Source organism: Perlucidibaca sp., from assembly GCF_057084925.1.
The window spans coordinates 121577-135211 of the sequence record NZ_JBXMRC010000027.1 but is presented as its reverse complement, the minus strand read 5'-3'; the positions used below and the strand labels follow the sequence as shown (position 1 = coordinate 135211).

The following is a 13635-nucleotide window of genomic DNA, read 5'->3' as shown; positions in this document are numbered from 1 at the left end:
CATGAATATCTCAGCACCACTCACACCCACCTTATTATTGTCGCCAGAGGATGATTACGATCGTCGTTTCGCCGGTGTGGGCAAAGTCTACGGGGATGCGGCGCTCCTTCGATTTGCCGAAAGCCATGCCGTGGTGATTGGTCTTGGCGGCGTTGGTTCATGGGTGGTTGAGGCGTTAGCACGCAGTGCAATCGGGCAGCTGACCTTGGTCGATCTGGATGTTGTGGTGGCTTCTAATGTCAATCGCCAACTGCAAGCCACCACTGAAGACTTTGGGCGTGGGAAAGCGGAAGTGCTGGCTGAACGCGTACGCAGCATTAACCCGCGACTTCAGGTGCGTATCGTGGATGACTTTCTCACCCGCGAAAACGCGCCCGACATACTCACGCCACAGCCTGACCTTATTTTTGACTGCTGCGATGACGCTAAGGCTAAGCTGACACTGGCACTGCATGCGCGCCGACATCGTAATGTGTTGATTGTCTGTGGTGCTGCAGGCGGCAAAATGGACCCCACACGCTTAGGTGTAGAAGACCTCTCCCGCACCGAGCAAGACCCGCTGCTGGCGCGCTTGCGAAAACGCCTGCGTAAGCATCACGGCTACCCCGAAGAGCCGGGCAAGTCGTTTGGCATTACCTGCATTTATTCTGATGAGCCCATCACAGAGCCCGCTGCAGGAGTCTGCGATAACGCCGGGCTAAATTGCGCTGGTTATGGATCACTGGTGACAGTCACCGCCAGCATGGGTTTGCTCGCGGTCAGTACGGGCTTGAAGTTATTGTTGCGGAGAAGCAAGCGAACCTAATGTTATCAAGTTTAATGTACGGGCCTACCCATAAAAAATGCCGGCATGAGCCGGCATTTTTATGATCGCAGTAGCAGCCCTTAGTGGCCACCACCGGTTACACCTTTCACCATATCTTCCAAGACTTTCTTCGCATCGCCAAAGACCATCATGGTCTTGTCGAGGTAGAACAAGTCATTGTCAAGACCGGCATAGCCGGTAGCCATCGAACGCTTAATGACCATGACGGTGCGCGCACGGTGTGCTTCCAGAATCGGCATGCCGTAAATCGGCGACGCGGGGTTGTCTTTGGCAGCAGGGTTAACCACGTCATTCGCACCAATCACCAACACCACATCGGTCGATGCGAAGTCACTGTTGATTTCGTCCATTTCACAGACGTCCTCATAAGGCACATCGGCCTCAGCCAAAAGTACGTTCATGTGGCCTGGCATACGACCGGCAACCGGGTGGATGGCATATCGCACGTTTACGCCTTTCTCTTTCAGGACTGTTGCCAGTTCCTTCACGGCATTTTGCGCTCGCGCTTGTGCCAAACCGTAGCCAGGTACGATGACAACTGAGTCGGCATTAGACATTAAGAAGGCAGCGTCGTCGGCTGAACCGGAGCGGTGAGTCTTTTCGGTGCCATCACCTGCATCAACTGCGGCACCTGCGCCAGCGCCGAAGCCGCCAAAGAGCACGTTCAGCAAGGAACGGTTCATGGCATTGCACATCACGTAGGACAGAATCGCACCCGAAGAGCCCACCAGCGAACCAGCAATGATCAGCATCGGGTTGTTCAGTGTGAAACCGATACCAGCCGCAGCCCAGCCCGAGAACGAGTTCAGCAACGACACCACCACTGGCATGTCACCACCACCGATCGGGGCAATCCAGATAAAGCCGAAAGCAAGCGCCAAGGCTGTCATCGCGTAGAAGGCATTGAGGTCTTCGGAAACGAAGTAGACCGCACCAAAACCAATCATGCCCAGGAACAACGTAGCTTGCAGTGGTTTTACCCAAGCGCCGCTCACCGACTTGGCCCATTTCTTGGCGGCCAGCTTGCCGTATGCAAAGACCGACGCTGTGAAGGTGATAGCACCCACAAAGCAACCCACGAAAAGCTCAAAGCGATGCAAGGCATCGTGGTGAACGCCTTCGTGCAGGACCGCAGCCACAGCGATACAGACCGCCGACAGACCGACCAGCGAGTGCATCATCGCGACGGTTTCTGGCATCTGCGTCATGGGCACCGTGCGTGCACGATGCAAGCCAATCACGGCACCAGCAACCATGGCAGCAATGATGAGGCCGAGTACTGGATTTGGCGCGACGAAGAACGTGGTCAGAATGGCCAGCGTCATACCGATCATGCCGTAGCGGTTGCCCATGATTGCCGTCTTAGGGCCGGACAGACCGCGCAGGGTCAGAATAAATAGAACAGAGCCGACGAGGTAAAACCAATCAGCGTATTGTGCAAAAGCAGTCATTTGAGTCGCTCCTTACTTCTTCTTTTTCTTGAACATATCCAGCATGCGTTCAGTGACAGCAAAGCCACCGAAGATGTTGATGCTGGCCAAGAAAACGGCGAAGGCGCCCAAAAGGCTGGTGGGGGTGATGGTTTGCAGTGCAGCAGGATCGCTACCGGAGGCAACGGTTTGCAGCATGGCACCAACAATGATGATGCCAGACAGGGCGTTGGTAACAGCCATCAGTGGGGTATGCAGAGCGGGAGTAACTCCCCAAACCACATAATAGCCCACGTAAATAGCCAAAATGAAAATGGTAAAAGTGCTTACAAACGGTACGCTGGTAGCGTGTTCAGCGATCTGCTGAACCTGCTCGATGTTGACGATGTCTTGCATAGCTAGCTCCTAATCAGTTCGGCTTCTTGTAGATGAGGGTGCCAGCATCGACGATCAACGTCGGCTTCACCATGTCATCTTCACGATTCAATACAATCGTGCTGGTTTCCTTGTTATGCATAGGCGCTAGGAAGTTCAGCAAATTACGTGCGTAAAGAGCCGAGGCTTCAGTCGCTACCAGAGCCGGAATGTTACCGATACCGACAATACGGGCGCCGTTTTCGGTGATGACAGTCTCGTCCAGCTTAGAGCCTTCCACGTTGCCACCGGAGCTGACCGCCATATCGATAATGACGGAGCCTGGTTTCATCTTGGCAACGGTTTCAGCTTTGACCAGCACCGGTGCTTTGCGGCCTGGAATCTGCGCGGTGGTGATGACGATGTTGGCATTGGAAACGGCCTTGTCGACCACCGCAGCCTGATCACGGATATATTCAGGCGATGGCTGCCAAGCGTAACCGCCGGTGCCGAGAGCTTTTGCTTTCTCTTCGTCAGACATTGGCACGTCTAACCAACGACCGCCCAACGACTCTACCTGCTCTTTAGCCGCTGGACGTAAGTCAGAAGCTTCAACCACGGCACCCAAGCGCTTACCGGTAGCGATAGCTTGCAGACCAGCAACACCCACACCCAGCACAACAATGCGAGCGGGCTTAATCGTGCCGGCTGCTGTCATCATCATGGGGAAGAGGCCAGCATATTCGTTTGCTGCCAGCAAGACGGCCTTATAGCCAGCCAAGTTGGCTTGCGAGGACAGAATATCGGAGCTCTGTGCACGCGTAATACGCGGAATCAATTCCATGGCGACACAGGTCAAGCCACGAGCGGCATAAGTCTCTAATTGATCGTTCTGGTGTGGTGCAAATGCCGCCAGCACCGTTGCTCCCTGTTTAATAAGTGCAGTTTCAGCAGCACTTGGGGCGGCAACTTTGAGAATAATGTCCGTGTTTAGCGCATCGGCTGCACTAGCAACGACCTTTGCGCCGGCAGCTTCATACGCTGCATCGGTGCAGCTGGAAGCTAGGCCAGCGCCGCGTTGTACGAGTACTTCACAGCCCATCGCTGCAAACTTCTTCACGGTTTCTGGTGTTGCAGCGACGCGAGTCTCGCCGGCCAGAGTTTCCGCGGGGATACCAATCTGCATGGTTCGTCCTCTTATATCGATAGATCAGCCACTCACCTCTTAGGTCAGGGCAGCGACTTATCAGCGCAAGGGTTTTGCACTGCGTAAACCGGCGGATTGTAAGTCATCTACTACGACTTTTGTCGAGACTTAAAAAGAAGTTTGCGATGGAAAATGGATAGAAGTGACGACCATCATAAAGTGACCTGAAGCTAGCCGATTAGGTTTATCTACACTTTCAACTAGTTCAGGCCGCCATATACTTAGCCAAAAAAATTATTACAGTGCTGCTTTGATCTCACGCTGCAACTTCAAAATATTGGAAGAAACCTGCCATAGTAACCAACCATAGGCCGCATATAGTGGAAGGCTGCCTAGTCCAAGTTTCTCAGCAACCAGTCCCAGATAAAACGCCAAAATAATGACGGCCAAACGCATCAATATGTTTTTAGCTTGTGCGCGCTCCTCAGACGCTGCTGGGTAATGCCACAAAAAATACACGGCTGCAAAAATAATCAGCAACATGATCGGCGGCCAAAAAAGCATAATAAACATGGCCACATATAGTGCCTGCAACTGTCGTATGTACCTGTAATTCATAATCTTTTATTCCAATTAAACGAAAAGGCCTCACAGAGGAGGCCTTTTCGTGTTTCTACATCACCATTAACCCAATGGCGCTGGCAATCCACCACCCAGCAAGCCGGTTAGTGGAGCCAAGGCATTGGTCAATGCGGTTGGATCTGTAGGCAAACCACCACCTAACAAATCAGTGAGCGCAGCAGGATCTGTTGGTAAGCCGCCACCCAGTAAATCAGTCAGCGGTGCCAGTGCATCCGTCAATGCTGCTGGATCTGTGGGTAAGCCACCGCCCAGCGCATCAGCCAATGGGCCCAGCACCGTATCCAATGGTGTACCGGTTGGCCCCGTACCACCACCGGTGCCACCACCGAGCAAGTCAGTCAGTGGTGCCAGTGCATCCGTCAGAGCACTTGGATCCGTGGGTAAGCCGCCACCCAGCGCATCAGCCAATGGGCCCAGCACCGTATCCAATGGCGTGCCGGTTGGTCCCGTACCACCACCAGTGCCACCACCGAGCAAGTCAGTCAGTGGTGCCAAGGCGTTGGTCAGATCAGTTGGGCCCGGCAATCCGCCGCCAGTACCAGGACCATCGGAATTGAGTAAGTCATTAACTGAACTACCCAAGAAGCTCAGAGGCGTATTAACAAGTCCACCTGTTACCGCATTCGACAATGGATCAGCCAAAGGGCTTAGTGGGCCAGTTAGTGGCACCAAAGCTTGGCCAATTGGCTGAGTAATGGCTGCTAACGGATTATCCTCCCCGTTTGAAGGCAGCGCGTCAGTTAGCGGGCCAAGCAATAGATCCAATGGCGTACCTGTTGGGCCATTGCCACCGCCTGTACCGCCACCTAATGCATCTGTTAATGGATCAAGCAACAGGTCCAATGGTGTACCTGTAGTACCACCCGAACCACCACCGCCCGTTGAACCCGTACCCGCCAATGGCAGGCCACCGGTTACACCAACCGTGGTGAATTGCGAGCACACATCGTGAACACGTAACTGCTCGAGCAGATCCACAGAAACACCACCCGTGACCGTCAACTCAATCGTGTCGTAGGTATTGACTGGACGGAAACCAATCAGACCACGGGTTTCGCCATTCACAGGGCTGAGGCTGAGTAAGTCCAGTGCAAAACCATAGCTCGCTGGGTCAGTACTTCCGCTAGTCAATACACCAGCAGGATCACCCAAAGTGCTACGCGACTCCACCGCTTGCGCAGGCTTAGTGCTGTCATAGACACGCATGGTGACATTACGGAACAAGCTCAGGTCCAGCGTGCCGCCCGGGATTGCTACCTCCAAGGCAGCAATTGAGCCCGCAGCTTTAACCGCATTGAGCTTGATACGTACACCCACCTCACCCGTCAACGCATTGGTAAACAAGCTATCGGGTAATGTGACCGCATTATTAATGGTGGCAAACGTTTCCTTATTGCCATCCGCAGCCGCTGTCGGGTCATTCACATTGCATAAGCCCAAAGGCTGACCCAATGCGCCCGTCAAGGTGCACAGACCGCCCGTAATGATCGGCTCAACAGTACCCGACTCATAAGCAGAGCAAGCGAGCTGATCTACTGGCGTATCCACGCAAGGGTTTACGGTTTGATCTGGATTCGCGATCAAATCGCAATTGTCAGTGGCATCTGGAACATTGTCGCCATCATCGTCAGTGTCACAAATATCACCTAAACCATCGCCATCGGTATCTACCTGGGAAGGGTTGGGGTTATTAGGACAGTTATCACCGCCGTTATCACCACCACCGCCAGTTGTATCAGGCACACCGTCATCGTCGCTGTCACCGTCACAATAACGGCCATCGTTAATCAGGTTGCCTTGGGCATCTTTGGCCGTTGCAGGATTGAACGGACACACATCCGCAGCGTCTAGGAAGCCATCATTGTCATCGTCGGTATCGCAGGCGTCGCCACCTTGATTAGCAGCGATTGCAGGGCGCGTCGGGAACGGGTTACCCGTCATTGCAGGGGTGTCACCATCGCTATCCGCTTGGTTCGCATTAGCAACTGCTGGGCAGTTGTCAAATGCATCGGTCACACCATCCTTGTCGCTATCCCGCGAGCACACACGCGGATCATTATCCGGGTTCGGAACATTCGGGCAGGAATCTGCCGAGCCCAGTAGACCATCGCCATCGGCGTCGTCTTGGCAGGCATCGCCCACACCATCTTTTGCCAAATCAATTTGATCTTGGTTAAACGTGAACTGACAGTTGTCGGCACGTGTGACACGATCATTGGCCGCTACACCAGCACCAACACCATCTACTGGAGTCTTACCCGGCTGCCAATCCAGCACACGATCATTATCATCATCTTCGTCACAGGCATCGCCACCGCGCTTGCTCGCATCAAAGAGGAAGTTGCCATTTGCATCTTTGGCATTATCTGGCGTTTGCACTAATACGCGAGACTGACCATTGACTACAACCGTGCGAGCCGTTGCGTCAAAATCAGCTTGATCCGGGTTGGAGAAACTAGGGCAATTATCGACGGTATCAAGAACACCATCATTGTCGTCATCGTCGCAAGCATCGCCTACGCCGTCGCCATCCACGTCATCCTGTCGACCATCGTTATTACGATCGCCATCTCGACGGCTGCCATCAAAGGGTTGGCCCGCAGCAATGATGCCATTGGGTGTGGCTAAGCAATTGTCGTTTGCGTTCGTCACCCCATCGCCATCAATGTCTTCGCTCTGATGAATGTCGCAGACATCGCCTTTTCCATCGCGGTCCAAATCGGCTTGATTGGGGTTCGCGAGTAAGCGGCAATTGTCAACAGGGTTATCAATGCCATCGCCATCGACATCCGAGTCGCAGGCATCACCCAAGTTATCATTATCGCTGTTTTGCTGGTTGGAATTAGGAAAAGCCGGGCAGTTGTCTACCGAATCGGTAAAACCATCGCCATCAGTATCTGTTGGCAAAGGGGGTGTTACTGCACCTTCACAGGCATTGCCAATACCGTCTGCATCGGAATCGACTTGATCCGGATTGGGAACGAAATCGCAGTTATCACCAACATCTTTACCATCTGTACCGCGAATAACAACGTCATTGACGCCATCGTTGTCGTTGTCCAAATCACAGAAGTTACCGCCTATGACGCGATCAGCCGCGGTCAACGGCGCATCGCCGGTTTTAACGACGCGCTGCTTCGAAGTGCCATCCGGATTGGTCCCATCACCATCGGTGTCACGATTATCGAAAGGCAATGAATTTTTGTCATTCGGGCACAAGTCAACCTTATCGCAAACACCATCCAAATCGGTGTCAGCATCGCCACCCGTACACGACGTAATGACTTGAGGAGCTGGCGGGTTAGAACCCGATGCATTATTTTTTGCGTCATTACAGCCTGTCAGCGTTAAGGCCGAAGCCAACGCCATCACGACTGCAGGGACTGCTGATTTAAGCAGGTGCATAAGCTTGCTCCGCTAGTTAGTGGGTCGCAGAGGCGACAAGAAGAAATTCAACACGGCGGTTTTCGGCGCGACCACCATCCGTACTATTGCTAGCGATCGGCAGGGTTTCACCCAAGCCAATGGCCTGCAAACGACTCGCCGTCACACCACGCTGGATCAGTGCCGCTTTTACGGCCTCAGCACGGCGCTTAGACAGGGACAGGTTGCTGGCATCTTTACCGACGCTATCCGTATGGCCTGCAATCACTGAACGCATATCAGGTTGCTGCTTGAAAAATTCTGCACTAGCGTCTAGCAGCGATTGTGACTCCGGTTTGATCGTGGCTTTATTGGTGTCAAACACAATGTTCTTGAGCACCAATGTCTGCGTAATCGCACAACCATTATTGTCGGTGCGCACATCCGTTAATGTACTAGGGCATTTGTCGAAGGCATCCGAAATACGATCACCGTCACTATCGGGAGGCGGGACCTCTTTGATAACCTCAACTTCCTTAATTGTTGGCACAGCGCCATCGACTGCAGCCACCGGCACCAACTTCTCCACTTCGACAACTTTTTGTACTTCGACAATTCTCTCAATTTCCACGACCTTTTTACGGCCTAGCGGAATTTCAATCCCTGCTTGGATGGTCCCATCGACATAACCATCTTGCCATTCATCATAATTCGCACCCACTTCAACACGACCGCGAACAAACTCACCGAATCCGCGCGTCAAGCCTGCGCCTAAATAGCCCGTAAAGCCGGTCTCATCTTCGCTATCAGGAATGATGTCGTTACGCGCCAAGCCCAATGCCGCCTTCACATAAGGCGTTAATTCGTCTCGATTCCCCCACGAGTACATCAACCCCGCAGTCAAATCATGGCGAAAAAAGCTAGAAGAAATGGCTTTAGGCGTTTTGAACGTACGGGTTGTCGCCCCAAGCTCCAAATGCCAACGATTACCTTCAGCACTCAGGGGGATACCGACTGCACCGGCAAAACCATTACCATTTTCAACCAATGCGCGCTGACTATCGGGACTGCCGTAAAGTGCACCCATGTAAACATGATAAAGGCTCGATACTGGCTGCGCAGCGGTCGCGCCTACTGGAGTCCCAGCCAAAATCATGGGCAACAACCATATTTTTGTAATTTTCATGAAACAACCCGTCCTTAAATTAGCAATCCGCAATATAAATCATTTGTTTATTTACTAAGTATCAATTTTGTTACATGGACGCATCGATTTTTAACAAATTATCAACCAAGAATTTGAGTTCTTGTGTAAACGAATTTAATACTTCGTTTACACCTCCGGTCGCATATGCGGGAACAAGATCACATCCCGAATGCTTGGCGAGTCCGTAAACAACATCACCAGACGGTCAATACCAATGCCCTCGCCTGCTGTTGGCGGCAAACCGTACTCGAGCGCACGGATGTAGTCAGCGTCGTAATGCATGGCTTCGTCGTCGCCAGCATCCTTTTCACGCACTTGTTGCATGAAACGCTCAGCTTGATCTTCAGGGTCGTTGAGCTCAGAGAAACCATTAGCGATCTCGCGGCCGCCAATGAAGAATTCGAAACGGTCGGTGATGAACTCGTTGTCGTCGTTGCGGCGAGCCAGCGGTGATACTTCCGCCGGATATTCGGTAATGAAGGTGGGCTGACGCAACTGGGTTTCCACCGTTTCTTCGAAGATCAGCGTATGCAGCTTACCGATGCCCCAGATCGATTTGACCTCCATCTTCAACTGCTCACGTACAACTTTAGCCGCTTGGTCGTAGTCCCAGAGCTGCTCGCGGGTTAGGTGCGGGTTGTACTTGAGAATGGAGTCGACCATGGATAGGCGCTCGAACTTCGAGCCGAAGTCATAGACCTCGCCCTGATACGGCACCATGGTATTACCTAGAATATCCTGCGACAGCGTACGCAACATGTCTTCGGTGAGATCCATCAGGTCGCGATAATCGGCATACGCCTGATAGAACTCGATCATGGTGAATTCGGGGTTGTGGCGCGCCGACACGCCTTCGTTACGGAAGTTGCGGTTGATTTCGAACACGCGCTCGAAGCCGCCAACCACCAAACGCTTGAGATAGAGCTCGGGCGCGATGCGCAGGAACAGCGGCATGTCGAGCGCATTGTGATGCGTGTTGAACGGTTTGGCTGCGGCGCCACCGGGGATGACATGCATCATCGGTGTTTCCACTTCCATGAAATCGCGACCAGCCATAAAGCGGCGGATGCCTTCGATGACTTGTGAGCGAATGCGGAAGGCGCGACGCGTGTCTTCACTGACAATCAGGTCAACATAGCGCTGGCGATATTTCATTTCTTGATCGGCCATGCCGTGGAACTTGTCCGGCAGCGGACGCAGACCTTTGGTCAGCAAGCGCAAGCTTTCCACATGCAGTGAAAGCTCGCCCATTTTGGTCTTAAAGACATAGCCCGTGGCACCGAAAATGTCGCCCAAGTCCGTCTGCTTAAAGGCCGCGTAGGCCTCTTCACCAATGGCATCCCGCGAGATATAGAGCTGGATGCGACCACCCATGTCTTGAATGGTGGCAAAGCTGGCCTTACCCATGACACGCTTCAGCATCATGCGGCCGGCAATCGAGAAGGGATGCTTTTCAGCCTCCAGCACTTCAGGGGCGACGTCGCCAAATCGGGCGTGCAAATCCGTAGCCAGTGCGTCGCGACGGAAATCGTTGGGGAAGGCTTGACCCTTCTCACGAATACTCGCGAGCTTCTGTTTGCGCTCGGCCATGAGCTTATTAACGTCGGCAGCTGGGGCATCCGCTGCTGCGGTTACGGGCGTGTTCTGGTTTTCTGTCATGGTCATATCCGCTTACAGGCCCATCTTGAGCGAGGCTTCGATGAATTCGTCGATATCACCGTCAAGCACGGCGTTCGGGTTAGAGTTTTCGATGTTGCTGCGTAAATCTTTCACCCGAGACTGGTCGAGCACATAGGAACGGATCTGGTGACCCCAACCAATATCAGACTTCGTGTCTTCTAGCGCTTGCTTAGCCGCGTTACGCTGCATCACGGCCAGCTCGTAGAGACGAGCACGCAGCATCTTCCACGCGCGATCACGGTTGGCATGCTGCGAACGCTCGTTCTGACAGGCCACGACCGTGTTGGTCGGGACGTGGGTGAGACGCACAGCCGAGTCGGTTTTGTTGATGTGCTGACCGCCGGCGCCGCTGGCACGATAGGTATCGGTACGGACATCCGACGGATTGATGTCGATTTCGATGTCATCATCAATTTCCGGCGACACGAACACGGCGGAGAACGAGGTGTGACGTCGATTGTCGGAGTCAAACGGCGACTTGCGGACTAGGCGATGAATGCCCGTCTCAGTACGCAGCCAGCCAAAGGCATAGTCGCCTTCAATGCGAATGGTCGCGGACTTAATGCCCGCAACCTCACCATCCGACACTTCCATGACCTCGGTCTTAAAGCCCTTCTTGTCGGCCCAGCGCAAGTACATGCGCAGCAGAATGCTGGCCCAGTCTTGCGCCTCGGTGCCACCTGCCCCGGATTGAATATCAATAAAGCAGTGATTGGCGTCCATTTCGCCGGAAAACATGCGGCGGAATTCGAGATCGGAGAGCAGTTTGTCGAGATGATTTAGCTCGGCTGTCACATCATCGAGCGTGCCTTCATCGTCCTCTTCTACGGCTAAATCCAACAGGTCTTTGGCGTCGGTTAGCCCCTGCGTGAGCTGGTCAATGGTGAGTACCACCCCTTCCAACGCACTGCGTTCACGACCAATGTCTTGCGCCCTTTTCGGGTCATTCCAAATGCTAGGATCTTCGAGTTCGCGCAGGACTTCTTCCAAACGCTCCTTCTTCAGATCGTAGTCAAAGATACCCCCGGAGCGACTCGGTACGCTCAGTGAAGTCTTTGATTCGGTTCAGGTAGGGGTTGATTTCCATGGGGTACACGCCAGCTGGGTTTCAAAGCGCGCGATTGTAGCCGATTCCCTGCAACGACGCATGTTCACATGGCGCTGTTATGACAACGCCTGCAGGTCCTCGATTCTCAATTGCAGCGTCTCCATGCCACGGAAGAAATTCAGATCCAGACGGTAAGCGAGCTTGACGCGCTTGCACGCTGCGTTCGGCCAAAGCGCGCGATCAATATTGAAAGCGATGCCATCAAAGATGCGATTGGAGTCTGGGTGACTCAAGCTGAGCTTGAGGTGCTTATCTTTCAGCAGTCGCTGATCCAGCAGCAAAAACTCGCCTTCAAACAGCGGCTCGGGAAAGGCCTGACCCCACGGGCCCGCATCCCGCAGCAGACGCGCAGTCGTTTCCGTAAAGTCCGCCGGCGCAAGTTCACCGTCGGTGAGCAAGACCGCTTCCAAATCGGCCTCATCCATCCAATCTCGGAGGACTTCATCGAAGGCCTCACGAAAGGCGGCAATGCTTGCACCCGGCAAGCTCAGGCCCGCAGCCATGGCATGGCCGCCAAACTTGCTTATCAAGCCCGGATAGCGCGTCGCCACGGCATCTAACACATCCCGAATATGTACGCCCGGAATTGATCGCGCCGAGCCTTTAAGCTCCGCAGGCTGCTCACCATAGGCTGGCGCTTGCGCGGGGGCGAACGCGATGACCGGACGGTGATAACGCTCTTTGATACGGCCCGCCAAGATACCAATGACGCCCTGATGCCAGTGCCGGTCGTAAAGCACCAAACCATGCGGAAGCGTATCGGCTGTGAACTTTAGGGCATTAAGTGCCGCCATGGCCTCATTCTGCATGCCACCTTCGATGTCACGGCGTTCCTGATTGAGCGCATCGAGCTCGCCCGCCATGCGTAACGCCGCCGTCGGCGAGTCGGTAAGCAAACAGAGAATGCCCTCGGCCATGTCATCTAAGCGCCCCGCTGCATTGAGTCGCGGGGCCACGACAAAACCCAAGTCAGTGGCTTGAAGACGCGCCGGATCACGCTCCGCGACTTTCAACAAGGCCGTGATGCCTGGGCAGCAACGTCCTGCCCGAATACGCGCCAAACCTTGCTGAACCAGCAGACGATTATTGGCATCGAGCGCGACAACATCCGCCACTGTGCCGAGCGCGACCAAATCCAAATAATCGGCCATGTTCGGCTCGGTTAGACCCTGTTCGGAAAACCAGCCGGCAGCGCGTAAGCGCGTACGCAAGGCGGACAACACGTAAAACACGACGCCAACACCGGCCAGATTTTTGCTCGGGAAGTTACATCCAGGTTGATTGGGATTGACGATGGCATCCGCTGGCGGCAGGGTCGGACCCGGCAGGTGATGGTCGGTAATGAGCACTCGCACACCCGCTGCCTGAGCGGCAATAACGCCTTCGTGGCTGGCAATGCCGTTATCCACGGTAATGATGAGTTGGGGCTGCTTCTCGGCCAACGCCAAGGCCACGATGCCCGGCGTAAGTCCATAGCCATAGGTAAAGCGATTGGGCACAAGAAAGTCGACGTGCCGCGCCCCCAACGCACGCAGCGCACGGACGGACAATGCGGTACTGGTTGCGCCATCGGCATCGAAATCGCCAATGATGAGCAGACGCCATTGCTCACGCAGCGCACGTTGCAGCAGATCCAGAGCTGCCTCTAGCCCCTGCAGCGCGCTGGCTGGCTTCAATGCGGCCAAGGTCTGGGCCAACTCATCCGACGATTGCACCCCACGCGCCGCATACAAACGCGCCAGCAAGGGATGCACGCCCAGGAGGGCTGATGCAGGACTGGCACGGCGACGCCACACTTTGGTCGTCATCTCAGCGCTCTCCGAAATTCATCTTTGCCATAAAAAAAGCCGCCCGCAGGCGGCCTTGAGCAGGCAGGAA

10 protein-coding genes are annotated in these 13635 nt (G+C 54.2%); 1 reads left to right on the top strand and 9 read right to left on the bottom strand.

What is annotated here, in order from left to right; genetic code table 11:
* Window position 1 precedes the first annotated feature (1 nt).
* Window positions 2-805, top strand: a complete 804-nt coding sequence (locus AC14IB_RS08455; RefSeq protein ID WP_484231467.1) for a tRNA threonylcarbamoyladenosine dehydratase — start codon at window positions 2-4, stop codon at window positions 803-805.
* An 80-nt stretch (window positions 806-885) separates the two neighbouring features.
* Here AC14IB_RS08455 and AC14IB_RS08450 read toward each other — a convergent pair whose 3' ends face one another.
* The 9 genes from AC14IB_RS08450 to recJ form a co-directional block, all read right to left on the bottom strand.
* The gene (locus AC14IB_RS08450) at window positions 886-2277 is read right to left on the bottom strand and encodes an NAD(P)(+) transhydrogenase (Re/Si-specific) subunit beta (protein ID WP_484231466.1); all 1392 of its coding nucleotides are present in this window, start codon (window positions 2275-2277) and stop codon (window positions 886-888) included.
* A gap of 12 nt (window positions 2278-2289) precedes the next feature.
* Window positions 2290-2652, bottom strand: coding sequence for a proton-translocating transhydrogenase family protein (locus tag AC14IB_RS08445; protein ID WP_484231465.1), 363 nt, complete (start codon window positions 2650-2652; stop codon window positions 2290-2292).
* Window positions 2653-2665: 13 nt separating this feature from the next.
* Window positions 2666-3796, bottom strand: coding sequence for a Re/Si-specific NAD(P)(+) transhydrogenase subunit alpha (locus AC14IB_RS08440; RefSeq protein ID WP_484231464.1), 1131 nt, complete (start codon window positions 3794-3796; stop codon window positions 2666-2668).
* 258 nt (window positions 3797-4054) lie between these two features.
* Window positions 4055-4300, bottom strand: coding sequence for a hypothetical protein (locus tag AC14IB_RS08435; protein ID WP_484231463.1), 246 nt, complete (start codon window positions 4298-4300; stop codon window positions 4055-4057).
* Window positions 4301-4441: 141 nt separating this feature from the next.
* A complete protein-coding gene (locus AC14IB_RS08430; RefSeq protein ID WP_484231462.1) occupies window positions 4442-7804 on the bottom strand; it encodes a thrombospondin type 3 repeat-containing protein in 3363 nt (1120 codons plus the stop codon).
* Window positions 7805-7820: 16 nt separating this feature from the next.
* Entirely contained in the window at window positions 7821-8981 is a 1161-nt protein-coding gene (locus AC14IB_RS08425; RefSeq protein ID WP_484231461.1) for an OmpA family protein, read from the bottom strand.
* A gap of 114 nt (window positions 8982-9095) precedes the next feature.
* Window positions 9096-10628: a lysine--tRNA ligase gene (lysS, locus tag AC14IB_RS08420; RefSeq protein WP_484231460.1), complete on the bottom strand. Its 1533-nt coding sequence runs from the start codon at window positions 10626-10628 to the stop codon at window positions 9096-9098.
* A gap of 12 nt (window positions 10629-10640) precedes the next feature.
* Window positions 10641-11736, bottom strand: a protein-coding gene (gene prfB / locus AC14IB_RS08415; RefSeq protein ID WP_157686398.1) for a peptide chain release factor 2 whose coding sequence is annotated in 2 segments (ribosomal slippage) — window positions 10641-11672 and window positions 11674-11736 — 1095 coding nt in all. Because the reading frame shifts where the segments join, the coding sequence is not laid out codon by codon here.
* A gap of 77 nt (window positions 11737-11813) precedes the next feature.
* The gene (gene recJ / locus AC14IB_RS08410; protein ID WP_484231459.1) at window positions 11814-13565 is read right to left on the bottom strand and encodes a single-stranded-DNA-specific exonuclease RecJ; all 1752 of its coding nucleotides are present in this window, start codon (window positions 13563-13565) and stop codon (window positions 11814-11816) included.
* Window positions 13566-13635: the final 70 nt, after the last annotated feature.

Coding starts and splice junctions, on each gene's coding strand:
- AC14IB_RS08455 (WP_484231467.1), top strand. CDS start 2: ATGAATATCTCAGCACCACTCACACCCACCTTATTATTGTCGCCAGAG.
- AC14IB_RS08450 (WP_484231466.1), bottom strand. CDS start 2,277: ATGACTGCTTTTGCACAATACGCTGATTGGTTTTACCTCGTCGGCTCT.
- AC14IB_RS08445 (WP_484231465.1), bottom strand. CDS start 2,652: ATGCAAGACATCGTCAACATCGAGCAGGTTCAGCAGATCGCTGAACAC.
- AC14IB_RS08440 (WP_484231464.1), bottom strand. CDS start 3,796: ATGCAGATTGGTATCCCCGCGGAAACTCTGGCCGGCGAGACTCGCGTC.
- AC14IB_RS08435 (WP_484231463.1), bottom strand. CDS start 4,300: ATGTTGCTGATTATTTTTGCAGCCGTGTATTTTTTGTGGCATTACCCA.
- AC14IB_RS08430 (WP_484231462.1), bottom strand. CDS start 7,804: ATGCACCTGCTTAAATCAGCAGTCCCTGCAGTCGTGATGGCGTTGGCT.
- lysS (WP_484231460.1), bottom strand. CDS start 10,628: ATGACAGAAAACCAGAACACGCCCGTAACCGCAGCAGCGGATGCCCCA.
- recJ (WP_484231459.1), bottom strand. CDS start 13,565: ATGACGACCAAAGTGTGGCGTCGCCGTGCCAGTCCTGCATCAGCCCTC.